The sequence below is a fragment of the Spirosoma panaciterrae DSM 21099 genome (assembly GCF_000374025.1).
In the GTDB taxonomy this organism is placed as follows: domain Bacteria; phylum Bacteroidota; class Bacteroidia; order Cytophagales; family Spirosomataceae; genus Spirosoma; species Spirosoma panaciterrae.
In genome coordinates this window covers 15292-37501 of record NZ_KB893244.1, presented here as the reverse complement: position 1 = coordinate 37501, position 22210 = coordinate 15292, and the positions used below count along the sequence as shown (strand labels likewise).

Annotated in this window: 21 protein-coding genes; 16 read left to right on the top strand and 5 right to left on the bottom strand. The window is 50.4% G+C overall.

The genetic code is table 11. From position 1 onward, the window contains the following. Window positions 1-260 precede the first annotated feature (260 nt). Window positions 261-1535 (bottom strand): M20/M25/M40 family metallo-hydrolase, encoded by a 1275-nt coding sequence (locus B153_RS0133525; RefSeq protein WP_020601140.1) that lies wholly within the window; start codon window positions 1533-1535, stop codon window positions 261-263. A gap of 257 nt (window positions 1536-1792) precedes the next feature. On the opposite strand from B153_RS0133525, the gene B153_RS0133520 reads away from it, so the two are divergent. From B153_RS0133520 to B153_RS0133475, 10 genes are all read left to right on the top strand, one after another. Beyond that, window positions 1793-3331: a S10 family peptidase gene (locus B153_RS0133520; protein WP_020601139.1), complete on the top strand. Its 1539-nt coding sequence runs from the start codon at window positions 1793-1795 to the stop codon at window positions 3329-3331. Window positions 3332-3357: 26 nt separating this feature from the next. Further along, a complete protein-coding gene (locus B153_RS0133515) occupies window positions 3358-3561 on the top strand; it encodes a hypothetical protein (protein ID WP_020601138.1) in 204 nt (67 codons plus the stop codon). Window positions 3562-3571: 10 nt separating this feature from the next. After that, on the top strand, window positions 3572-4714 hold the full coding sequence (locus B153_RS0133510; protein ID WP_020601137.1) for an amidohydrolase: 1143 nt from the start codon (window positions 3572-3574) through the stop codon (window positions 4712-4714). Window positions 4715-4793: 79 nt separating this feature from the next. After that, window positions 4794-5897, top strand: a complete 1104-nt coding sequence (locus tag B153_RS36335; RefSeq protein WP_083928279.1) for a serine hydrolase domain-containing protein — start codon at window positions 4794-4796, stop codon at window positions 5895-5897. Window positions 5898-6123: 226 nt separating this feature from the next. Then, window positions 6124-6669, top strand: coding sequence for a carboxymuconolactone decarboxylase family protein (locus B153_RS0133500; protein ID WP_020601135.1), 546 nt, complete (start codon window positions 6124-6126; stop codon window positions 6667-6669). Beyond that, the gene (locus tag B153_RS0133495; protein ID WP_425423156.1) at window positions 6632-7261 is read left to right on the top strand and encodes a nuclear transport factor 2 family protein; all 630 of its coding nucleotides are present in this window, start codon (window positions 6632-6634) and stop codon (window positions 7259-7261) included. The genes B153_RS0133500 and B153_RS0133495 overlap by 38 nt, the downstream gene beginning before the upstream one ends. 46 nt (window positions 7262-7307) lie before the next feature. Further along, the gene (locus B153_RS0133490) at window positions 7308-7949 is read left to right on the top strand and encodes a pyridoxamine 5'-phosphate oxidase family protein (protein WP_020601133.1); all 642 of its coding nucleotides are present in this window, start codon (window positions 7308-7310) and stop codon (window positions 7947-7949) included. A gap of 49 nt (window positions 7950-7998) precedes the next feature. Next, a complete protein-coding gene (locus tag B153_RS0133485) occupies window positions 7999-8907 on the top strand; it encodes a helix-turn-helix domain-containing protein (RefSeq protein ID WP_040762491.1) in 909 nt (302 codons plus the stop codon). Between the two features lie 111 nt (window positions 8908-9018). After that, complete coding sequence (locus tag B153_RS0133480) at window positions 9019-9906, top strand: oxidoreductase (RefSeq protein ID WP_020601131.1); 888 nt, start codon at window positions 9019-9021, stop codon at window positions 9904-9906. A 72-nt stretch (window positions 9907-9978) separates the two neighbouring features. Further along, window positions 9979-10779, top strand: coding sequence for a helix-turn-helix domain-containing protein (locus B153_RS0133475; RefSeq protein WP_020601130.1), 801 nt, complete (start codon window positions 9979-9981; stop codon window positions 10777-10779). Window positions 10780-10996: 217 nt separating this feature from the next. Here the strand turns inward: B153_RS0133475 and B153_RS0133470 are convergent, their stop codons facing one another. Next, window positions 10997-11365 (bottom strand): VOC family protein, encoded by a 369-nt coding sequence (locus tag B153_RS0133470; protein ID WP_020601129.1) that lies wholly within the window; start codon window positions 11363-11365, stop codon window positions 10997-10999. Window positions 11366-11468: 103 nt separating this feature from the next. Between B153_RS0133470 and B153_RS0133465 the strand changes: the two genes are divergently transcribed. Then, window positions 11469-12065, top strand: coding sequence for a MarR family winged helix-turn-helix transcriptional regulator (locus tag B153_RS0133465; RefSeq protein WP_157635036.1), 597 nt, complete (start codon window positions 11469-11471; stop codon window positions 12063-12065). A gap of 47 nt (window positions 12066-12112) precedes the next feature. Here B153_RS0133465 and B153_RS0133460 read toward each other — a convergent pair whose 3' ends face one another. Then, complete coding sequence (locus tag B153_RS0133460) at window positions 12113-12529, bottom strand: DUF1801 domain-containing protein (RefSeq protein WP_020601127.1); 417 nt, start codon at window positions 12527-12529, stop codon at window positions 12113-12115. A gap of 76 nt (window positions 12530-12605) precedes the next feature. Beyond that, window positions 12606-15605: a DPP IV N-terminal domain-containing protein gene (locus tag B153_RS0133455; protein WP_020601126.1), complete on the bottom strand. Its 3000-nt coding sequence runs from the start codon at window positions 15603-15605 to the stop codon at window positions 12606-12608. A gap of 358 nt (window positions 15606-15963) precedes the next feature. Between B153_RS0133455 and B153_RS37950 the strand changes: the two genes are divergently transcribed. The 5 genes from B153_RS37950 to B153_RS0133430 all read left to right on the top strand — a co-directional run bounded on the left by B153_RS37950 (window position 15964) and on the right by B153_RS0133430 (window position 20974). Further along, window positions 15964-16128, top strand: a complete 165-nt coding sequence (locus B153_RS37950) for a hypothetical protein (RefSeq protein ID WP_020601125.1) — start codon at window positions 15964-15966, stop codon at window positions 16126-16128. Between the two features lie 14 nt (window positions 16129-16142). After that, window positions 16143-18041, top strand: a complete 1899-nt coding sequence (locus tag B153_RS0133445) for a CocE/NonD family hydrolase (protein ID WP_245564989.1) — start codon at window positions 16143-16145, stop codon at window positions 18039-18041. A gap of 68 nt (window positions 18042-18109) precedes the next feature. Continuing rightward, the gene (locus B153_RS0133440) at window positions 18110-19174 is read left to right on the top strand and encodes a purine nucleoside permease (RefSeq protein ID WP_020601123.1); all 1065 of its coding nucleotides are present in this window, start codon (window positions 18110-18112) and stop codon (window positions 19172-19174) included. 124 nt (window positions 19175-19298) lie between these two features. Beyond that, entirely contained in the window at window positions 19299-20045 is a 747-nt protein-coding gene (gene bla, locus B153_RS0133435) for a subclass B1 metallo-beta-lactamase (protein WP_020601122.1), read from the top strand. Then, a complete protein-coding gene (locus B153_RS0133430) occupies window positions 20045-20974 on the top strand; it encodes a nucleoside hydrolase (RefSeq protein ID WP_020601121.1) in 930 nt (309 codons plus the stop codon). The genes bla and B153_RS0133430 overlap by 1 nt, the downstream gene beginning before the upstream one ends. A gap of 145 nt (window positions 20975-21119) precedes the next feature. On the opposite strand, the gene B153_RS0133425 is transcribed toward B153_RS0133430, so the two are convergent. Then, window positions 21120-22103: a GlxA family transcriptional regulator gene (locus tag B153_RS0133425; RefSeq protein ID WP_020601120.1), complete on the bottom strand. Its 984-nt coding sequence runs from the start codon at window positions 22101-22103 to the stop codon at window positions 21120-21122. Window positions 22104-22210: the final 107 nt, after the last annotated feature.

The following is a 22210-nucleotide window of genomic DNA, read 5'->3' as shown; positions in this document are numbered from 1 at the left end:
AAACCAGTCGTAGTGCGCTGTACTTGCCCAACCATATAGGCCAGCGGCACAACTGACATCAGGGCAAATGTAGTAGCCCGTTTGTGATCCTTTGTATGATAAATCGTGATGGTTATAACAAAACGGAATGAGGATCAGGCACTGTCTCTGTATCCTCTTAAACGCTTTTCGGCAGATAAAACAATTACTGGCGCATGGGGGCTGTGAGGATACAGCCCCCATGCGCCAGTAAGAAAGAACCAAGATTAGGATGTAGGCTATTAGCGGGTCATGCGGTAAATCATCACCGCTGCTCGCTGAATCAGTACTGGAAACTCCTTGCTGTTCATGGTCTCTTCGATACTATGTGCCCCTTTGCCCGACGCACCCAGCCCATCCAGGCAGGGCATGTATTGCGCCACAAAGGAAATATCACCCGCGCCACGTGCACCCGGGTCAAACGCTTCTACCGGACCAATGCCCATATCCCGGCTGATTTTATCGACCTGTTTCCGCAATTCGTCATTGGCAGCAGTCGGTTCCATTCCCGGAATTCCATCGGTAAATGTGATCGTCGCTTTGGTCAGAGGCAGGCTTTTATCGACGATTTCCCGCATTTTGGCCCGCGCCTTTTCTTTCTGCGCTTCGGTCAGAAACCGTAAGTCGCCTTTCACCAACGCCGTTCCGGCCACAATATTCGTTTTGCCATCTACAACCGCTTTGGCTGTTTTTTCATCATACTTCACCTCGGCCCCACCCACAATCAGGCCCGGGTTGAACGTCAGGTATTGCTCCTGCCCCAATGTCCGTCGAAACTCGGTCAGGATACGGGCAGCTTCATAAATGGCTCCGTAACCCAGATCGCTGAAAATACGCGACGAATGGCCCGACCGTGCTTTTACATTCAAGGTCCAGCCACTGGCTCCCCGACGCCCGGTCGTTACGTAACGCAGCCCCTGTGCACTTTCGAAGCCGAGGGCTACATCGCATTTCCGGGCACGTTCGATAAAATCACGTCGGCTTTCGGGGCCACCTGAGCTTTCTTCGTCGCCTGTGAAGTAAATGGTGATGGATGTATCGTCGAGCAGTTTTTGTTCATGCAGCGCTTTCAACGCGGCAATCACCACCACATCACCCCCTTTCATATCGTTCACCCCCTGCCCAGCCACCGTTGAGTCGTTGACGCGGGTGTAGGGGTCCATCGGCAGGCTTTTTTCAAAAACCGTATCCAGATGCCCGATCAGAAAAAGCTTTTTGCCTTTTTTGCCTTGTCGGGTAGCCACCAGATGGCCCGCCCGGTTCAGCGAGTCAGGCAACGTGACCCATTCGGTTTTAAAACCCAGCTTATCAAATTCGTCGGCCATCAACTTACCAACCTGCCGAACCCCTTCTTTATTCAATGTACCACTGTTGATGTTGACCACTTTTTCCAGAAACGCTTCGGTTTCGGGCATATTCTTTTTTACGGAGGCAATGAGGCCCTGCTCAGGCTTTGAGAGCGACTGGGCCGAAGCCCCAAGACTGGCCAGTAGACAGCACAGGAAGAGTTTTTTCATAGGGTTTGATTGGGTAATGGGGTAAATTACAGAAAAATAGGGGGCTTTATTCAATTCAGCCTATTAAATCCAACTTTTACTTCATTATTTTCTAGAATATCAAAATTTTCTATGGCTCACCAAATCACCCCCGCTAGATATAAGCAGATCCGACGCTTAAGCACCTATTTTACTGGTATTCTATCTATCTTCGATCAAAAATAGGATTCGGGCCTCGAGGCAACGTATTCACTCCACTTATTACCATTTCCGTATTCATGAAACACATTTTCCTGCTGCTCATTGGCTTTACTTACCTGATAAACACCCACGCCCAAAAGCCAGCCTCCTCCGAAACGCCTAAACCCAAAGATGATAAACCAGCCTCCCGAACCCTGAACATCGATTCACAGGTGGTGACCAACGGACAGGTAACCATCAAAGGACAACGCGTACCCTACAAAGCAACAGCAGGCACCATTCCGGTTTGGGACGAAGAAGGGAAGCCCGTGGCCGGGGTCTTTTTCACGTATTTCGAACGCTCCGACGTTTCCGACCGAGCCAGCCGCCCACTGGTGATTTCGTTCAATGGAGGGCCGGGCACAGCGTCGGTCTGGATGATGATCGGCTATACGGGCCCACGGATTCTGAAAGTGGATGATGAAGGGTATCCCGTTCAACCTTATGGCATCAAAGATAACCCGCACTCCATTCTGGACGTAGCTGACATTGTGTACGTCGACCCGGTCAATACGGGCTTTTCACGCCCCGTCAATAAAGATGTCCCGGCGGCCAAACTGTTTTTTGGCGTTAATGCCGATATTAAATACCTGGCCGACTGGATCAACACCTTCGTGAGTCGGTACAATCGCTGGGCTTCTCCCAAGTACCTGATCGGCGAAAGCTACGGGACCACGCGGGTTTCGGGCCTGGCGCTGGAGTTGCAGAACGCCCACTGGATGTATCTGAATGGGGTAATTCTGGTATCGCCAACAAGTTTGGGTATTGAGCGGGATGGCCCGGCCCAGGGTGTTCTGAAACTGCCTTATTTTACGGCTACAGCCTGGTACCATAAAGCCTTACCTGCCGATCTGCAGAAAAAAGACCTGACCGATCTGTTGCCCGAAGTCGAAACGTTTACCATCCAGGAATACCTGCCTGCGCTGGCCCTGGGCGGCTCCATCAGTGATCAGAAACGGAAAGAAATTGCCGCTAAAGTGGCTCGTTATTCGGGGCTATCGGAAACAGCAGTGCTGCAACAGAATCTGGATGTGCCAACGAATTTCTTCTGGAAGGAATTGCTACGGGGCCGTGGGCAAACCGTTGGGCGGCTGGATTCACGCTACCTGGGTCTGGATAGCAAAGATGCGGGCGTCAGCCCTGAGTACAATTCAGAACTAACCTCCTGGCTGCACTCGTTTACACCCGCCATCAACCTGTTCATGCGCGACGAACTGAACTACAAAACCGATCTGAAATACTATATGTTTGGCCCCACATTTCCCTGGGACAACACCAACAACCACACGGGCGACAATCTACGCCAGGCTATGAATCAGAATCCGTATCTGCACCTGCTGGTACAGTCGGGCTATTATGACGGTGCCTGCGATTACTTCAACGCCAAGTACAGCATGTGGCAAATCGACGCCAGCGGCAAGCTGAAAGACCGCATGGACTGGGAAGGCTACCGGAGCGGCCATATGATGTACCTCCGCAAAGAAGATCTGGCGACCAGCAATGAAAACCTGCGAAAATTCATCCAGAAAACCATTCCGAAAAACAGTGCTCCCGCCAAGTATTCAGGCAGCCGGTAAGGAATGGGTTTAAACAGGACTTCACCATGTCAAAAGTCAAGAAAATAGTCGTCAGTATCCTCATGACCCTTGTCTGGCTGGTTATGTTCGCTATGGTTATTCCGATGAAAAGCCTGAGAGGGCAGGTAACCACGGTGATCATCTGTCTGCTCATCAACACGATACTGGGGGTTTATTATAGCCTGATTGATAAGCGCCCAGCCAGCATTCGGGAGTGGTTTAAGCAATAAACGTTCAGATATGCCTCCTCCTTCTACGAGCCTCTTCACCCAATTCCGACGCGAACTGCATCAGTTCCCGGAAGTTTCTGGTCAGGAAGTGCAGACACAACAGCGTATCAAGACGTTTGTCGGCCGGTTTCATCCCGATGCCCTGTACGAAATAGGCGGCACAGGATTACTACTACAATATGGAACAGATACAACGGGGCCGGTTACCCTCATTCGGGCCGATACCGATGCGTTGCCCATTCAGGAGGTCAACACGTTTGCCCATCGGTCGCAGGTAGTGGGCGTTTCGCATAAGTGCGGACACGATGGACATACCGCCATCCTGGCCCGATTAGCGGCTTTATTGTCTGAAAAATCCATTAACAGCGGGAAAGTTTATTTACTCTTCCAACCCGCCGAAGAAACGGGACAAGGTGCGCTGGCCGTAATCAACGACCCTCTTTTTGCGGCCATCCAGCCCAACCGGGTCTTTGCCCTCCATAATCTGCCGGGTTACGAACAGGGCGTTATCGTCTGCAAGCGGGGCCCCTTTACCGCGTCGGTGCTGAGTATGATTATTACGTTTACAGGGAAAGTTTCTCACTCAGCCGAACCCGAAAAAGGTATCAATCCAGCTTACGTGATGGCTGAGTTTATGCTCAAAAGCAAGACGCTGCAAATCCCTGACCCCGCTTCCGACGACTTTACGCTCATCACGCCCGTTCATACGATGATGGGCGAAAAATCGTATGGAATTTCAGCCGGATATGGCGAAGTGCATCTGACCCTACGAACCCGTACAGCCCGTACTATGGAATTCTTGACCAACCAGTTAGAATCAGCATTGGCGGAGCTTACGGCCATCAGCGGTATCGACACACAAACTACGTATACCGAATCGTTTTTTGCCAATGAGAACGACCCGGAAGCGTTTGAACAGATCAAGCAGAGTGCACAAAGGCTAGGCTTTCCTTTCTTCGAAAAGCCGGACCCGTTTAAGTGGGGTGAAGATTTCGGGTTGTTTACCCAACGCTACCCAGGAGCTATGTTCGGCATCGGGGCCGGGACAGCCTCGCCTGCCCTTCACAACGACGATTACGATTTCAACGACGAACTGATCGAACCAGCCGCCCAGCTATTTTTTGATCTGATCAGCCGAATCCATATGGACTAAAATGTAGCCAGGGCAGATTCCCTCTGGCGTCATTACCCATTCGCTTTAGTTAGTCAACCGCATAACTTCCTCATATACTATGTACTACGCATCCATACAGAAGTGCTCCCTAAGCTGGCTGTTCACGTTCTTATTGTTGACTCAGTCTGGTTTTGCCCAAATGACCAGTTCAGTTCCGGTCGATAGCATCGATGCTATTGTTCAGAGCCATATGCGGAACAAACACATTCCGGGCGTTTCGATTGCGGTGGTTCGGCAGGGAGCGGTTGTGCTGAGTAAAGGGTATGGGCTGGCCAATGTCGAACTGAACGTACCGGCTACTCCTCAAAGCGTATATGCCATTGCGTCGGTCAGTAAGCAGTTCATTGCGTCAGGTATTTTGATTTTAGCGCAGGAAGGCAAACTAACCCTCGACGATGACATCCATACATACTACCCGCAGGCACCACAAACCTGGCAGGGCATTACGTTGCGTCACCTGCTGTCGCATACATCAGGTATCGTTCGGGAAGCGCCCGCTTTTGATCCCACTAAAATTCAGCCCGATTCGGTAGTTGTTCAATCCGCTTTTCCGTTGCCACTCCAGTTTCCGATTGGTACCAAATGGCAGTATTGCAATGTCGGCTATTTTGCCCTGGCCGATATTATTCGCAAAGTATCGGGGCAACCCTGGTCTACCTTTCTGAAAGAGCGGATTTTTAAACCCGTTGGCCTGACCGCCACCCGCACCACAACCCTGAGCGAAGTCGTTCCCAATCGGGTAGACGGCTATGAATGGGAAAAAGATCATCTGCACCGGGCCATCCCGTATCGGGCCTTGCGTCCTAGCGGAGCTTTTCTATCGACCGTACTGGATTTGGCTAAATGGGAAGCCGCCCTGGGTACAACGAAAATCCTGACCGAAGCCAGCCAGAAAGAAATGCAGAAACCCTTCGTATTGACAGACGGGACACCGTATCCGTATGGCCTGGGCTGGCGAATCGATACACTGATGGGCACATCCTGGATTCATCATGGTGGTTCATTGCCCGGTTTCCGAACGGAGTACGCCCGTTTCCCACAGGCCGGGCTGGCCGTTATTGTGCTGACCAATAGCGAACAGGCGCTCCCCGAGCAGATCGCCAAAGAAATTGCTACCCGTTATCTGCGTTCTACGTCTGGAAAACTGGCAAGTGGTAAATGATAGAACGCAGATGGTTATGAGGTGTGTAGATCATAAGCAATCATACAAATCAGAACCATCTGCGTTCTATAAACAGGGGTCTCTTCCAGCCGAAAAAGTGTCCATGCTAATGCGTTGATTCTCCATTCTCTTAGGCCATCCAATACGCCAATTTTGTCTTATCAATCGCAGGCAGCTAACCGACAGCCTCCGACGATGGCCTTTTAATCAATCCATTAGCAGAAACATGAAACCATTTGACGTGCCCACTCGCAGCCAGGTATCGGCCGAGAATCAGGCTATTTTCGACAAACTACAGGCAGGGTTAGGTTTTGTACCGAATCTGTATGCCACCATTGCTTATTCAAACAACGCACTGAGTAGCTATCTCCAGCTTCAGCAGGCCAAATCGTCTCTCAACAAACGCGAGAAAGAGGTTATCAATCTGGTTGTCAGCCAGGTAAACGGCTGTAACTACTGTCTGGCGGCCCATACCACCCTGGGTAAGTTAAATGGATTCACGGACGACCAGATACTGGAAATTCGTGGTGGTTCAGCTTCATTCAATCCAAAATACGATGCCCTCGTCCGATTGACTCAGGCCATCGCCCAGCAACGAGGGCACCTGAACAACGACAGCGTGCTGGATGCTTTTTATGCTGCGGGCTATACCCATGAATCGCTCGTGGATGTGGTAGTCGCCATTGCCGACAAAATCATCATGAATTACCTGCACAACCTGACCAACATTCCCATTGACTTTCCGGCAGCGCCCGAACTGGCAACGGTGTAGTTCTTCACATCCGCTTACCGAGCGAATGACCCATGTGGCTGGCTCGGTAAGCAACCCGTTTAAACCCCAAAATACGATGAACCCATTTAACGATTTTTTTAACGATGGCCGTCCGTTTGCTACCGATGCCTGTGGTGATACCCTGTGGGACGACGTACTCAACCAACCCGAGTCCGATCAGGAGAAACGGCTGCCTCTTCCTCCGTTTACCCTCGAAACAGCCCTTCAGAAAGTACAAATGGCCGAAGATACATGGAACACCCGCGACCCCGAAAAGGTAAGTCGGGCCTATACGGCCGATACGGAATGGCGAAACCGAACCGAATTTATCAACGGCCGGGATGAGGTTAAGGCTTTTCTGACCCGCAAATGGGCAACCGAACTCGACTATAAGCTCAAAAAAGAACTGTGGGGATTTCGTGAAAACCGGATGGCTGTTCGTTTTGAGTATGAATGGCATGACACCACGGGTCAATGGTTCCGAAGTTATGGCAATGAATTATGGGAGTTTGACGATAACGGCCTGATGCGCAAACGTTTTGCCAGTATCAACGATGCCCCGATTGACGAAAAAGATCGTAAGTTTCGCTAAGTTTTGACAAGCACTTCCGTCAAAACTTTACACCTAGCTAAACAATATGGCCAATAACTATGCATCGCTTGCGTTTACCGAGAACGTACGCAAACTTCAGGAGAAATTCGGTAGCCGGAATGCCTATGCCCGATTCGAAAAGGCCGTGTATGTCGATGGTCTTGGCCGACCGGAAATAAGCTTCATTAGCCAACGGGATAGTTTTTATCTGGCTACCATCGGCGAAAACGGCTACCCCTATATCCAGCATCGGGGTGGCCCTGCCGGGTTTCTGCATGTTCTCGACTCACATACGTTGGGACTGGTCGATTTTAAAGGAAACAAACAATACATCTCCGTCGGGAATATCCTTACTCATCCTCAGGTATCGCTTTTTTTGATGGATTATCCCCGACAGACACGGTTGAAAATCTACGCACAAGCTTCCGTTGTAGAGCTAGCCGACCGACCGGATTTGTTCGCCAAACTGGACCCTACCCACTACGCTCATACCCCCGAGCGGATGCTGCTGTTTCGGATCGACGCCTTTGACTGGAATTGTCCACAACACATTACCCCCCGCTACACCGAAGCAGACATGCAGGAGGTTTTTTCTGCTCAGTCGGCTTACATTGCCAAACTGGAGCAGGAGATCAGTACGCTACGAAACACCGTAAAAGCCAAAGACGCGCCGTACGAATCGGGGTAGGTAGCACCCGATAGTGAACAATCTATAGAGCCGTTTTTGTTACTCCCGCATGTACACACACGACCGCTATACAATGGTCAATCCTCAGAACGGAAACCTGGCTTTCAGCATTTATCCGTTCGAGGACTCCGCGCTTTTTTCGTCTCTACAACGCTACAATTACTTCAGCCTGATCTTGTGGAATGGAGCAGCGGCAGACCTGACGGCCGATTTTACCCAGTATCCGATTTCGGGCCATGTCTTGCTGGCCTTCTCGCCCTTCCAGCCCTTTCAGCTTCAAACGAACGAAGCCGTCCGTGGCTGGGTGATTGATTTCCATCCAGAGTTTTTCTGTATTTTCAGGCATCATGCAGAAATCTCGGCGAATGGGTTTCTGTTCAACAATAGCTACCAGCCGCCATATATTCAATTGACGCAGGAGCAGATGAACCAGTTCGAAGGGCTGGCTCAGCAAATGGCGGCTGAGGTTCAGAAAGTTGACTTGGCTCAGCAGGAGTTACTGATTTCCTACCTCAAAATCATCCTGATACAGGCCGTTCGGTTAAAACGGGCTCAATTCCCAGCCCAGGAGGAGCCAATCACTCTGCCCGATCACCCGGAACCGTTTGTTATCCAAAAGCTGAAAGATGCCATCGAACAGCATTACCGGCGTAAACATGCTCCCAGCGATTATGCCGATCTGCTAAACATTAGTCCTAAAGCCCTGGCCAAAATCACCCGGTATCACTTCCACAAGACCCTGACCGATTTGATTAGCGACCGAATCGTGATCGAAGCCAAACGGGAATTATACCTGACGCCAAAAACCATCAAGGAGGTCGCCCATGAACTAGGTTTCGAGGATGAGTTTTATTTCAGCCGCTTTTTCAAACGCCATGCAACGGTTTCTCCGCAGGTTTACCGGGAAACGGTCGGCTTCAATCGGGCCGCCGGTTTATCGGTTCCCGACTCCAATTGATGCTCGCTAACGATCCTTGCATGAGCGTTTCAACAAACCAATTTTGAGCGTTTTAACAAAGTTGTCCGGTCGAATCCCCCCGAATTTTGTCCTCGTTAACAAACAAAGACAATGACAAAAATTTGGTTTATTACCGGAAGTTCACGCGGGCTCGGACGGAGCCTGACCGAAGCCGTACTCGCCCATGGCGACTATGTAGCCGCAACAGCTCGCCAACCCGAGCAATTGACTGATCTACGCGAAAAGTACCCCACCCAACTCTATCCGATTCAACTGGATGTAACGGATAAGGAGCAAATTAAAACGGCTGTCGAGCAAACCATTGCCCATTTCGGGCGCATCGACGTACTGGTGAATAATGCCGGGTTTGGAATTACGGGAGCGGCTGAGGCATTTACCGACGAACAGGTGCGCAGTCAGTTGGAGACCAACTTATACGCGCCCATCGAACTCACGCGGGCTGTACTACCGTATATGCGCAACCAACGTTCTGGTCGTATTCTACAGATCAGTTCGATTGGTGGGCGAGTAGGCAATCCGGGGCTGACGATGTATCAGGCCGCTAAATTTGGGCTAGGTGGCTTTACCGAGGCTTTATCCAAAGAAGTGGCTCCGCTGGGCATTCGGGTTACCTCCATCGAACCGGGTGGTTTCCGTACTGACTGGGCCAGTGCTTCCATGAGTTACGCTCCTGAAGTAGAAGGCTACGAATCGACCGTCGGCTGGGTGGTCAATCACCTGAAAGGCGATACCTTTGTACCGGTAGGCGACCCGGCCAAGGCGGCACAGGTTATGCTCAATTTAGTCGACCACCCAGAACCACCTACGCATCTGGTGCTGGGCAGTGAAGCCATTGGCTTTCTGAAGCAAGCCGATGCCGCCCGTCGGGCCGAGTTAGAAAAGTGGCTTCCCGTCAGCCTCTCTACCGATCATGACGACTCGGTAAACTTTCTGGAAACGGAAGCCGGAAAACGATTTGCCGCTATGCAGACGAACTGAGTGATTGAGCAATTGAGTGATTGGGTGGTATACGTAGTATTCACCCAATCACTCAATCCACTACTTTATCTTATGCTGGACGAAAAAAAGCACATGCCCATTGCCTATTCATGCTACTACACCCGAAGCCGGGAAGGCGAACAGTTCGTGCCCGAACATGTTTTCAGCTACCAGATCGCCGGAACGCTCGTAACTACCGATGGCACCAACGAGTACCTCTTCCGCGAAGGCGATTTTCGATTAAGTAAACGGAACCACCTTGTCAAATTCACCAAGTTCCCTCCCGAACATGGGGAGTTCAAGTCATTGTCGATCTACCTTACGCAGGAAATGCTTCGTGCTGTAAGTATGGAATATGGTATTACAGCAGAGACTCATCAGGAAGGTGACGCCATTCTGGAGCTAAAGCCCGATCCGCTTTACAAAAGCTACATGGATTCGCTGTATCCGTACCAGCACCTGACAGAGCCGGGCAATGAAAACCTGCTCACGCTTAAGCTGAAAGAAGCGATTCTGCTATTGCTTAGTGTTAACCCGGAAGTAAAACCGATACTATTCGATTTTTCGGCACCGGGCAAAATTGACCTGGAAGCATTTATGAACCGAAACTTCCACTTCAATGTAGAGTTGAAACGATTTGCCTACCTGACGGGCCGAAGTCTGGCCACGTTCAAACGGGATTTCGAGAAAATATTTCATAGCTCGCCTAGCCGCTGGCTACAGCATCGGCGTTTGCAGGAAGCGTATTACCTCATCAAGGAAAAAGGCAAAGCCCCATCGGATGTGTATCTGGACCTGGGTTTTGAAGATCTGTCGCACTTTTCGTTTGCGTTCAAAAAAGCCTATGGCGTAGCTCCTTCCAAGGTTAGTTAACTGGACCAACTCGCCACTACTCTTATTTACGTATGTGTTGATGGTATGAAAACTGTTTAGGGTTTTCCCTTTCCCAGCTTGTTTTACCCCTTAATTCCCGAAGATGGATTTGGCTCGAGATTAGATCAAGTCCAAATTCGGGAATTAAGGGGCAAATCGTTAATCCAAATCCTAGATCATAACTCCTTTTAAAGGTTCGATAGAACCTCGTCGTCATTTATTGTTTCTTGTTCATCCAAAAGCGTAGGATGTTGCCGTCAGGGTCTTTGAAACTGGCCACAAAAGCCCCTTCTCCTAAATCCAGAATGGGATGTATTAGCTGAATCTCGTGGCCCCTGACAAATTCGTCTATATCCTCCACCGCAAATGATAAAACGGTGTTTACGTTCGCTTGAGCCTTCACCTTTTGCTGGAGTATGGCATAATGAATCCCTTTGTAATCGCACTCCCAATGTTCAGGTGTATTTCCATGCTGGTTCAATGCCAAAGGAATCCCTAACACGTTGCGATAAAAGCTTGCCAACCGTTCTGGCTCGGCAGAGGACATAATCACCCCCGTTAACCCGTTAACTTGCAAATTGCCCATATTTATATCATTTATGATGTTTTATCTCACAAATATATATCACAAATGCTTTTAAAAAACACAGGTGATATATTATTTTATATTTGCATCATAAATGATATACATGAATAAAACGGTTGAATTGGTCAATCTATGGGCGAGCTATGAAGAGCAAAATCCCAAAGCAGACATAGCTCAGTTCTGCCAGGCTTATCTGGTCAGTCAAGAGCCTGCAACTAATCCTGCTACGTTTTGGCAATCGCCTGTTCCCCCGGATCGGATCAGCCTACTGGTCAAATTACTCGGTCGAATTGCCAAGCTACATACACTTCAGGCCATAGCGGCTTTTAAAGAGTATGGCTTAACTAGCTTCGACGAATTTTTATACTTGAGTACAGTCGCATATACCACAAACCTTAAGAAGACCGATGTGATCGGGGCTCATTTCAATGAGTTGTCATCGGGCTTATTAATTCTGGACCGACTCAAAAAAGCGGGTTTAATTCAGGAAGAAGGTGATGCAATTGATAAACGGACCAAACGGTTAACGATCACGGAAAAGGGGCAAACACAATTAGAAGCCTGTTACCAAAAGTTGAACGAGGTGAACCAACAATGCTTCGGCGAGCTGACGGAAGATCAGGCCGATCTATGCATTCAATGGCTACAACCCGTTGAGGCTTCTCTGGCTAAGCAATGGCTGGAGGCTAAAATGAAATAACTGGAGCCAGGTTAATACCATCATTTCTCCCTTTTTACGCCATTCGCCTACGACACGGCATCTGAAATCGTTCGTTGTGCCGAACGACGAATGAGTTCGCTGAGGGTCTCGGGATTCGCATCCCGTAAGGTTTTAATGTAGATGCACCCCTTGCCCGTTTTGTGCTTACCCAGCTTTTGCAGTAATTCGTCCTTCCCCTCAAATGTACCGAGATACAAGGTCAGGGCATTGGCTCTGGGCGAAAACCCTACAAGTGGGGCATCGCCTTCGCGACCGCTGTCGTATTGGTAATGATAGGAGCCAAACCCGACCAGGCTCGGCCCCCACAGTTTAGCACCGAACCCGGTTTGTGCCTGCATGATGTCGACAAGCGCGAAACTATCGGCCCGTTTTGTCTCGTCAGTTACGGAGTTGAGGAAATCAGAAACACTTTGGGTTGTTTCAGTCGTTTTATTCGTCTTCATGGTTCAGTAGTGTTGTGTTTGCTGTAACGTATTCAGCGATAGACCCGCCCGGGCGGGTCTATCGCCCTAATTTACATCATTTTAACAACTCATCCAATGTCCAGACGTGGCCATTTTTGAGGGTATATTTCACATTCATGGCATCCTGAATTTTCGTCAGAGGGTCACCCTCAACAGCAATCATATCCGCCAGTTTTCCCACTTCGATACTCCCCAAATCATTCCCAACGCCTGCCGCTTCGGCCGACCAGAGGGTAGCTCCCCGAAGTGTTTCGAACGGAGTCACCCCTCCTTCGACCCAATTTTGCAGCTCCACCTGCAAACTAAGCCCATACGGAATCAGTGGGGAATCCGTACCGGGCGTAACGCGTCCTCCTGCATCAATGAATTTTTTCACGTTACGAGCCAGTGTTTTGAAATTCTCGACGGCACCGGGCATGACCCGACGCATGGTTTGCTGCTGCGCCATGAGGTTGTTCCGATAAACTTCATTGTAAAAATGAGTGAAGGGCCGATAGCTCATCAGGCTGGTATCCCGGCGGGTCTGGAATGAAAACCCTCCCTGCAAACTAGCCGTTGGGGTCATGTTCATACCCGACCTGGCGATCAGATTCAGCACATCGCCATAGATATGGTTGGTCGATGAGAGTTTCATCGAATACCCCCGGCGGCTGGTGGCCGACGAATGTTCAACACCGTCGAGATTGTACTTAACGGCCGGATACAATTCGTGCGAGGTAACGGGTATACCAATCTGGTGGGCCAGGTCAGTGGCGATCTGCTGCAATCGGTCGGGCAACCGAACGTAGCATTTCAGCAAATCATAGTCGAGTTTTTGGGCCCGGTCGAGTTCCATCCGAAGCTGCTTTTCGCTGCGGATGCTGGTTGCCAGCCCGTAATAGAGTCGATACCCTTCGTTGATCGTACCCGTGTAAAACTCTCGTGGCCCAGGGCGTACTCCCGCATCCCAGGCTTCGCGCCGTTCGAGCGCATCATACGGGTCGGCTCCCGTTTCGCGAATGCTGGTAATGCCGTGACTAAGCCAGATTCGCCCTTGTTTTTCGCCAGCCAGAATGGTCTGGTGTGTGTGCATTTCCCAAAGCCCCGGCAATACGGTCAGTTTCGAGGCATCGACCAGTTTGCCCGCTCGCCCGGTTTTATGTGGTTCAATCGCTTTGATCCGGCTGCCCTCTACCACAATGTCCACGTTTTCGAGGTACTTGTTGGTCTTACCATCGAACAGTTTCCCGGCATGAATAATGGTCGGCCCGGCAGGCAGTTTGGCCTGATACGTAAAGTCCAGCGGAATAGTCGATACCTGGCCCGTCGTCATATCCATTTGCTTCAGCGTATCGACGGCCAGATACACCAGCTTTTTTGAGTCGGCAGTCCAGCTCATGTTATCGGCCAGGGCTTTGGTTCGCTGTATGGCTGGGCCCGTTGGTTTTCCATCGGATGTAACGGGCAGCGTCCACAACATCCCTTCCAGTACATAGGCCATCCATCGGCCGTCGGGCGACCAGCTTGGACCGCTATGTCCACGAAAACTGATGGTTTGACTAGCCGAATCGGGTTTCAGTTCCGATATATCCGTACCCCCCATACTAGGAAGAAGCAGAAACTGGTTCAGCCCTTCGCGAAAACGGCTGGAGTAAACATCCAGCGCTGAAACGGCCAACTTTGAGCCATCGGGCGACCAGCTCGGCGGACCAGGGCCAAACAGCGGGTCATAGACTTTTTTGGGTGTGGCAAAGGGCTGATCTTCGGAAGTCGGGAACGGAATCGTATGCAACACACTCCGGCCAAAAGCCGCCCGGTCGAGTTGGAAAAAGGCAATCCGTTTGCCATCGGGCGCGAAGGTAGGGGTGTTGATTTCTTCGGTGCCATTGGTCAACTGCCGATCCTGCCCTGTTTGCAGGTCCCGCGCCCATAGGTTGATACTCCCCGACCGATCCGATGAAAACACCAGATACCGACCATCGGGCGAAAAACAGGGGTCTGCTTCGATAAACGCATCGTTGGTCAGTTGTTTTGGCGTTGGCGTACCGATGTCCAGCCAGTACAAATCGCCCAGTGCCGAAAACACGACCGCCTTCCCATCGGGCGATACCACAGGGCCACGAATCCCTTTTACAACCCGTGGTTTTGGGTTATCGAGCAGGTACGTTTTGCGCTGGTAGGGCTTCCGGTTCAGGGCAAAAGTAGCCTGCCACGTCAGTTTATCCGTTCTGGAAAAGTCGGTGGTTTTATGCTTAATAGCTCCATCGGCCGTGTACCAGACAGAGCCATCAGAGGCTACCGAAGGTCGAAAAGGGAATACATCTTCGCGAGCCTCCGAAATCACTTTAGGCCCCTCACCCGAAGCCAAATCTTTGATCACTAGCGATGTAACCCCATCCGACACCATCTGAAGAAGCAATGATGAGCCATCCCTTGCCCAGGCCGGAGAACCTAGTGTAGCCGTTGTTTTCCAGACCAGTCTTTCGTTGCCTCCCTCCAGCACATATAAACCGGAAGCATCGGGCCGGGTGGCGATATAAGCAATCCGTTTGCCATCGGGCGACCAGGCCGGGTAATACTCATTCCCTGCGTTATCCGTCAGTTGTTTCAGTTCCTTCGTTTTCAGGGATAGCTCCCAAAGGTTGTAACTCCCTCCCCGATCCGATGAAAACAGAATCCGCGTTCCATCGGGCGAATAGACGGGTTCACGACAATCGAATTCACCACTGGTATGTTTCTGTAAATCAGACCCATCGGGCCGTATGCTGTAGATGTGAAAGGTACCGTCGCGGTACGAAAAATATGTAATCCGCTTCCCATCGGGCGACCAGGCCGGTTGGTGAGCATCATCGCGGAAGTCGGTCAGTGCCTTTGCCGTACCCCCTTTTGCGGGCATCAGCCAGATGGTTCCCTGTAAATCAATAACCAGCGACTGCCCGTCGGGCGAGAGCGCAGCCGCCATATTGGTTCCCTCATTGACCGTAATCCGAAGAGAATCCGTCTGGGCATGAACCCGTTGCGGACTCCACAGCAACGGCAACAGGAGCATGGCAATAATGACAAAACGACGTTTCATGAATAGTCAGGTTATATAGTTGCGAAAAATAATGCTCCCCAAATGCCGAAGCAGGCAATAGCCGGCCCGTCAACCCGCCGAGAAGCGAATTTGAACGGAGTCGGGCTTAACCAGGGCTAGTCATTCAGCCTGGCAACCCTCCCATCGACCTGTTGAAACTGTGAGCACGCGAGCGCGTGTTTTTTCCGCAAAAATCCATCAATTCACGAAGCAACCGTTTGATAAACAAGGCGCTACCCGAAGACCTGAGGTGTGTTGTTGAGCAAGTTAAGGAATGGCTGGTCAAATCCAAACAGCGCAAATTAATTCCCAGAATAAGAAAACTATTTCTATAAAGAAGCCAGTAAATGCGACAAAGATGCCCACCATCCAACGGGTTGGGCCACTCAGCCTGAATCGACAATCCAATCGACCAGATCCGACTATTACCCAGGGCAGTCCATTTATTCAGGAAATGTCAGGCGGTTTTGAGCGTACCTCAACCGACCTGATGCAATTTAACGCTAATTTGTGGCGAAAATGAATGTCATCAACGCAGTGAAACTACACCTTGCCTGCCTGCTGCTGATTCCGGTCTTTGCCATTGCGCAATCGAATCCACCAGCCCCCGCACCGTCGGCCCCCTCCTATCCCTACACGCCCACTCAGGACTCTGCTTACGTGCGTGAGAATTACACCAAATCGGAATTTATGGTCCCCATGCGGGATGGCACAAAGCTGTTCACCCAGGTTTACGCCCCTAAAGACCAATCGGTAAAGCATCCGATCATCATGCAGCGCACGCCCTACAGTTGCCAACCGTATGGTACGGAACGATTCCGTCGGCGGGTAGGACCAAATCCGTTTATGCTACGCGACAACTATATCGTTGTGTACCAGGACGTTCGGGGAAGATGGTCTTCGGAAGGCACCTTTGTCGAAATGACGCCCCATGTGACTGTAAAGAAATCGAATGCCGACCACGATGAAGCATCGGACACCTACGACACCATTGACTGGTTGCTCAAAAACCTTCCAAATCATAACGGCAACGTAGGGCAGTGGGGCATTAGCTATCCGGGCTTCTTTACCTCAGCAGGCTCGGTATCGGGCCATCCGGCGCTAAAAGCCTCTTCGCCCCAGGCTCCCATGGCCGATCTCTGGCGCGACGATGCGTTTCATAACGGAGCCTTCCAGATTGCGGCCAACTTTAGCTTCTACCCGTACTTTCAGGAACATAAGCAACCCACCAAACAAAACCCACCCCTGCTCTTTGAGATCAACGATCCGGATGGCTACCATTTTTACCTGAACATGGGCCCAACCGCCAATTCGGAAAGTCAGTATTTCAAAGGCCGAAACAAATATTACTACGAAAACTTCCAGCACCCCGATTACGACGAACACTGGAAAAAACGAAATATTCTGCCCCATCTAAAGGGCATCAAACATGCCGTTATGGTAGTGGGTGGCTGGTACGACGAGCAGGATTTGTACGGTACGTTCAACACCTACAAAGCCATCGAAAAGCAGAATCCAGGTATTCAGAATATCTTCGTTGTCGGCCCGTGGGTACATGGTGGCTGGTCGGGGCCATCGGGTCAAACGCTCAATGACCTGGATTTTGGTTCGGCAACGTCGCCCTATTACCAGCAGAACATCGAAGCAAAATTCTTCAAACATTATCTGTTCAACGAAACAACTCCGCTGGGTCTGCCCGAGGCCACGGTATTTGAAACTGGCACGAACCGCTGGCGAACCTTCGACACTTACCCACCCAAAGAAACCCAACCAAAGCAGGTGTACCTACAGGCTGGGGGTAAATTAGGCTTTTCGCCTTCCCTGACAGGGGCTACGTTTTCTGAATTCCTGTCCGATCCGGCGCATCCCGTTCCCTTCGCCAGCAAAATCAACGATGGCTTTTCGGCTGATTACATGGTCGATGATCAGCGATTCGCGGCTGCCCGGCCCGACGTACTTACGTTTCAGACCGAACCGCTCAGCGAAGATCTGACGCTGGCCGGACCGATTCTGGCGCAACTGACCGTGTCGACCACTGGGACCGACGCCGACTGGATGGTAAAAGTGATCGATGTGTATCCGCCCGATGCCCCCCAGCAAAATCCACAGAAAAAAGACGTGGTCTATGGCGATTATCAGCAACTCGTTCGCAGCGAAATTATGCGGGGTAAGTATCGCAACAACATCAGCAAACCAGAGCCTTTTGTCCCAAATAAACCGTCCGTTGTGGCTATTGAATTGCAGGATGTGCTGCATACGTTCAAAAAAGGACATCGGCTGATGGTACAGATACAAAGTAGCTGTTTCCCCCTGGCCGACCGCAATCCGCAGAAATTCGTGAACATTTTTACAGCCCAGGACTCTGACTATCAGAAAGCGACACACCGGGTTTATCACGAAAACAGTTACCTGAAAATCGGTGTGTTGAAGCCCTAGGTCGTTTTTATCATTTGTTTTTGGTGTCGGATAGAAGTACCCGATACCACAGTTATAAGCCATTCTCCATGAAACCATTCTTCCTGTCGCTACTGCTCGTTATCAGCTTAACGACGCTGGGTCAATCCACCAATCGTATTCCGGTCCGGGTGGTTGTCGTTACCATGTTCGAAATCGGGGCCGATACGGGCGACCGACCGGGCGAATTTCAGTACTGGGTTGAACGGCTGCCGCTCTCGCAAACGATTCCGTTTCCTCAAGGCTACCGCGACCTGCGCTACAATCCCGACAAACAGGTGCTGGGTATCTGTACAGGTATGGGGACAGCGCGTTCGGCGGCCTCCATTATGGCGTTGGGCATGGACCCTCGATTCGACCTCTCGAAAGCCTACTGGCTGGTGGCGGGCATTGCCGGTATCGACCCAAACGATGGTTCAGCCGGGTCGGCCGTTTGGGCCGAATGGCTGGTAGATGGCGATCTGGCCCACGAAATCGACCCCCGCGAGATTCCCAGCGACTGGTCGACGGGCTATCTGCCTTTACGCCGGGCCAAACCCTACGAAGAACCTGTTCAGGAAAATGATTTCCAGGTCGCTTACCATCTGAATCCAGACCTGGCGAAATGGGCTTATAGCCTCACCAAAGCTGTGAAGCTCGACGATAGCGAAACACTTCAGAAAATGCGGGCTGTATACCGCGATTTTCCCGAAGCCCAAAAACCTCCTCGGGTGATGATGGGCGACCATATTGCGGCTATGACCTTCTGGCACGGCAAATACCTCAACGACTGGGCGAACCAATGGGTCAGCTACTGGACCGGCGGCAAAGGTAATTTTGTGACCTCAGCGATGGAGGATACTGGCACCGGCCAGTCGTTGCAATGGCTGACCAAAGCGGGGAAAGCCGACATCAATCGCTATATGGTTCTCCGAACAGCCAGCAACTACACCATGCAGCCATCGGGCGTAACGGCCGCCCAGAATCTGACCAATGGCGGCAAAGCCGTAGGTGAGCGCTATACGGCCTACATCCCCGCGCTGGAAGCTGCCTACCGAACGGGCGTTGTAGTGGTCGATAAGCTAATCGGCAATTGGAATACTTATCAAACCAAGACCCCATCTGAAAACAAATAGAACACAGATTTTTAGGATGCTTACGACCTTATGACCTTGTAAATCATAATCGCTCCGGCGAACCGGCATCCTAAAAATCTGCGCTCTATAAAATCTAACCACGAATGTTAACTCCTTGATAATCATGCGCTTCTTAGTATTCTTCCTGGCAACCCTCCTCACCCATCTTTCCCTCGCTCAGTCGATTCAGAAGCCTAAACTCAAGGTTATCCCCCTCAACGATAAGGTGTATGTCCATATCACCTATGGCCTTTACCAAAACGAACCAGTACCTTCCAACGGCCTGATTATTAAGACCAAAGATGGTGTTGTTCTTGTCGATACGGGTTGGGATACAGACTCGATTGCCGATAATACCCAGCAACTACTTCAGTGGGTAAAGGAGAATTTACACCAACCTGTTCGGCTCTGCATTGCTACACACGCACACGGCGACCGGGTGGGCGGTACGGGTGCTCTCCAGAGAGCGGGAGTTCGGGTCGTCAGTACGCCACTGACCGCGAAACTTTCGATTAAAGAAGGCTATCCATCACCCGAAGGCATTTTACCATCCGACACAACGTTTACCATTGGTGGAGAGCCGATTCGCTGCTACTTTCCGGGCGAAGGTCATACGAGCGACAACATTGTGGTGTATCTACCCAATCAGCGGATTCTGCATGGTGGGTGTTTAGTTAAGAGTGTCGCAGCCTTTGGCATGGGATACCTTGGCGATGCCAATCTGGCCGAATGGGCCAACTCGATTCGGAACGTACAAGCTCAGTTCGGAAAAGCCCGGATCATCGTACCCGGTCATGATGAATGGAGCGACCCCAAAGCCCTGGATCATACCCTAAACCTGCTCGCTAAACACTTAGCCAAGAAAAAGTAATGCCTACCCCTCTTTTGATGGACCACGACGGTGCCATCGACGATTTATTGTCGCAATTGCTGGTCCTGACCATGCCCGATGTAGAACTGATCGGGGTTACAGTGACCCCTGCCGACTGCTTTATTGAACCCGCTCTTGAGTCAGCTTATAAGCTGCTTCAGCTCATGGGGAAGGAGTCGGTTCCGCTTGGCCGGGGCGACTATTACGGCATCAACGCGTTTCCGAGCGAATGGCGTGCCCGACCAGAAATCATCAACGCTCTGCCGATGCTGATCAACCTGCCCCAATCGCCCGACCCCTACCGCTACCTGAGCGCCCCCGATCTGATTATTGACAGGCTTAAAGCGGCCGATAGCCCGGTGTCCATTCTTATGACGGGTCCTTGCTCAAATCTGGTTCTGGCACTCGAAAAAGCACCGGAGTTAAAAGCTAAGATTGGCTCCATTGTCTGGATGGCGGGTGCGTTTCGGACTACCGGGAATGTGCAAACGTTTCAGCACGACGGTAGTGCCGAATGGAATGTATTCTGGGACCCGATCAGTTCGCAAAAACTGGTTTCGTACGAGTTACCCCTCACGCTGATTCCGCTCGACGTAACGAACCACGTTCCCGTAACCAAACAGTTTTTGTCCCGACTGGCGACGCAGATTGACCATCCGCTTTCGAACCTGACCGGGCAGTTGTGGGCGCTTACTCTGGACACCATTCCGAGTTATCACTACACGTATTTCATGTGGGATATTCTGGCAACGAGCTACCTGGCTATTCCGGAATGCTTTACCACTGAGCACGTCAAAGCTAATGTGAGCACCCGTCCACCCAATGCTGGACAAACCTACCTCGACGATAACGGGTATGCATTAACCATTGCCACCGACGTAAAAACGGCCATATTCTACGAATACATTCTGTCGCAGTTTAAGCGGTAAGCGGTCATGCCAATCTGAACTCGACACATTAACATGCTAAGTACGACATTTACTGTAATCTACGTTTTCTGTCATTCTGACCAAAAAACCTGATTGACTGTGCTGGATTATGTATGGCTAAGTGCCTGTTTAAATTTTAAATAAATTAGTTTAAAGACAGAGTTTCTTTGTTGTATTTATTCCGGTAATCGAGGGGCGATAAACCTGTAATTTTTTTAAAGGTTGTTCGAAAAGATTTTGTATCGGTATACCCTACATCAAACATCACTTCTGCTACATTTTTTCGGTTCGTTTCGAAGTGTTTTTTGGCGGCTTCAATTTTCACTCGCTGTATATATTCAATTACGGTATTGCAGGTCGCTTTTTTGAATCGACGCTCTAAACTTCTTCGGCTTACCGATACTAAATCAGCCAGCTGATCAATCGTAATTTTTTCCTGAAAATTTGCTTCAATATATTCCTGCGCTTTTTTCACCGAATCGTCCTCATGTGCTTTCTGTCCCTGAAAAATAGTGAAAGGTGATTGGCTATCTCGCTCTATTTCAATGGCGAACACTTTGGCCGACAATACCGCCACCTCACGACCAACGTATTTTTCGATCAGGTAAAGAATGAGATTCAGATACGAAAAAGCCCCACCGCTTGAATAAATGCCCTGTTCGTCGGTAATAATACGCTCCGTAACCAGATTTACGTCTGGAAATAACTGCCTGAACTCATTCGTAGCCAGCCAGTGGGTAGCACATTGCCGCCCTTTTAATAAACCCGTCGACGCTAGTAAAAAAGCCCCTAAACACAGGCTGGCTACTTCGGCTCCGCGCTGGTATTGCTTCACAATCCAGGGAATAAAATCACGATTTATTTCAATGGCTTTTTGTATATCTCCATCCAACGCTGGAATAATAATTAAATCGGTTTTTTTGACCTCATCAAGGAGTCGATCGGCATGGGCCGTAAACGAGCCGCCACTCAATTGAATTTCGTGTGATAACCCGACTAATTGTACCTGAAACAACGGCCTGGCTCCTTTCGCTTTAGCAAATTGATTTACCTGGGTAAGAAGCTGGCGCGACCCTTCAAGACTACCTAAAATAGCCCCATGTGGAACGAGTATGGAGATGTGTTTCATGGGTCAAAAATAGGCAATTTCCGTGTCGTAATCAACCCTTTTTTTGCCGCATTGTCACCCTGAAAAGCCATCAAAAATGCCCTATATTTGCCCTGTAAACAACAACT

Excerpts from the sequence above, each read along its gene's own strand:
- B153_RS36335 (WP_083928279.1), top strand. The coding sequence starts at position 4,794 with ATGTACTACGCATCCATACAGAAGTGCTCCCTAAGCTGGCTGTTCACG.
- B153_RS0133490 (WP_020601133.1), top strand. The coding sequence starts at position 7,308 with ATGGCCAATAACTATGCATCGCTTGCGTTTACCGAGAACGTACGCAAA.
- B153_RS0133500 (WP_020601135.1), top strand. The coding sequence starts at position 6,124 with ATGAAACCATTTGACGTGCCCACTCGCAGCCAGGTATCGGCCGAGAAT.
- B153_RS0133465 (WP_157635036.1), top strand. The coding sequence starts at position 11,469 with ATGAATAAAACGGTTGAATTGGTCAATCTATGGGCGAGCTATGAAGAG.
- bla (WP_020601122.1), top strand. The coding sequence starts at position 19,299 with ATGCGCTTCTTAGTATTCTTCCTGGCAACCCTCCTCACCCATCTTTCC.
- B153_RS0133525 (WP_020601140.1), bottom strand. The coding sequence starts at position 1,535 with ATGAAAAAACTCTTCCTGTGCTGTCTACTGGCCAGTCTTGGGGCTTCG.
- B153_RS0133460 (WP_020601127.1), bottom strand. The coding sequence starts at position 12,529 with ATGAAGACGAATAAAACGACTGAAACAACCCAAAGTGTTTCTGATTTC.
- B153_RS0133475 (WP_020601130.1), top strand. The coding sequence starts at position 9,979 with ATGCTGGACGAAAAAAAGCACATGCCCATTGCCTATTCATGCTACTAC.
- B153_RS0133425 (WP_020601120.1), bottom strand. The coding sequence starts at position 22,103 with ATGAAACACATCTCCATACTCGTTCCACATGGGGCTATTTTAGGTAGT.
- B153_RS0133485 (WP_040762491.1), top strand. The coding sequence starts at position 7,999 with ATGTACACACACGACCGCTATACAATGGTCAATCCTCAGAACGGAAAC.
- B153_RS0133515 (WP_020601138.1), top strand. The coding sequence starts at position 3,358 with ATGTCAAAAGTCAAGAAAATAGTCGTCAGTATCCTCATGACCCTTGTC.
- B153_RS0133440 (WP_020601123.1), top strand. The coding sequence starts at position 18,110 with ATGAAACCATTCTTCCTGTCGCTACTGCTCGTTATCAGCTTAACGACG.
- B153_RS0133520 (WP_020601139.1), top strand. The coding sequence starts at position 1,793 with ATGAAACACATTTTCCTGCTGCTCATTGGCTTTACTTACCTGATAAAC.
- B153_RS37950 (WP_020601125.1), top strand. The coding sequence starts at position 15,964 with ATGCCCACCATCCAACGGGTTGGGCCACTCAGCCTGAATCGACAATCC.
- B153_RS0133470 (WP_020601129.1), bottom strand. The coding sequence starts at position 11,365 with ATGGGCAATTTGCAAGTTAACGGGTTAACGGGGGTGATTATGTCCTCT.
- B153_RS0133510 (WP_020601137.1), top strand. The coding sequence starts at position 3,572 with ATGCCTCCTCCTTCTACGAGCCTCTTCACCCAATTCCGACGCGAACTG.
- B153_RS0133430 (WP_020601121.1), top strand. The coding sequence starts at position 20,045 with ATGCCTACCCCTCTTTTGATGGACCACGACGGTGCCATCGACGATTTA.
- B153_RS0133455 (WP_020601126.1), bottom strand. The coding sequence starts at position 15,605 with ATGAAACGTCGTTTTGTCATTATTGCCATGCTCCTGTTGCCGTTGCTG.
- B153_RS0133480 (WP_020601131.1), top strand. The coding sequence starts at position 9,019 with ATGACAAAAATTTGGTTTATTACCGGAAGTTCACGCGGGCTCGGACGG.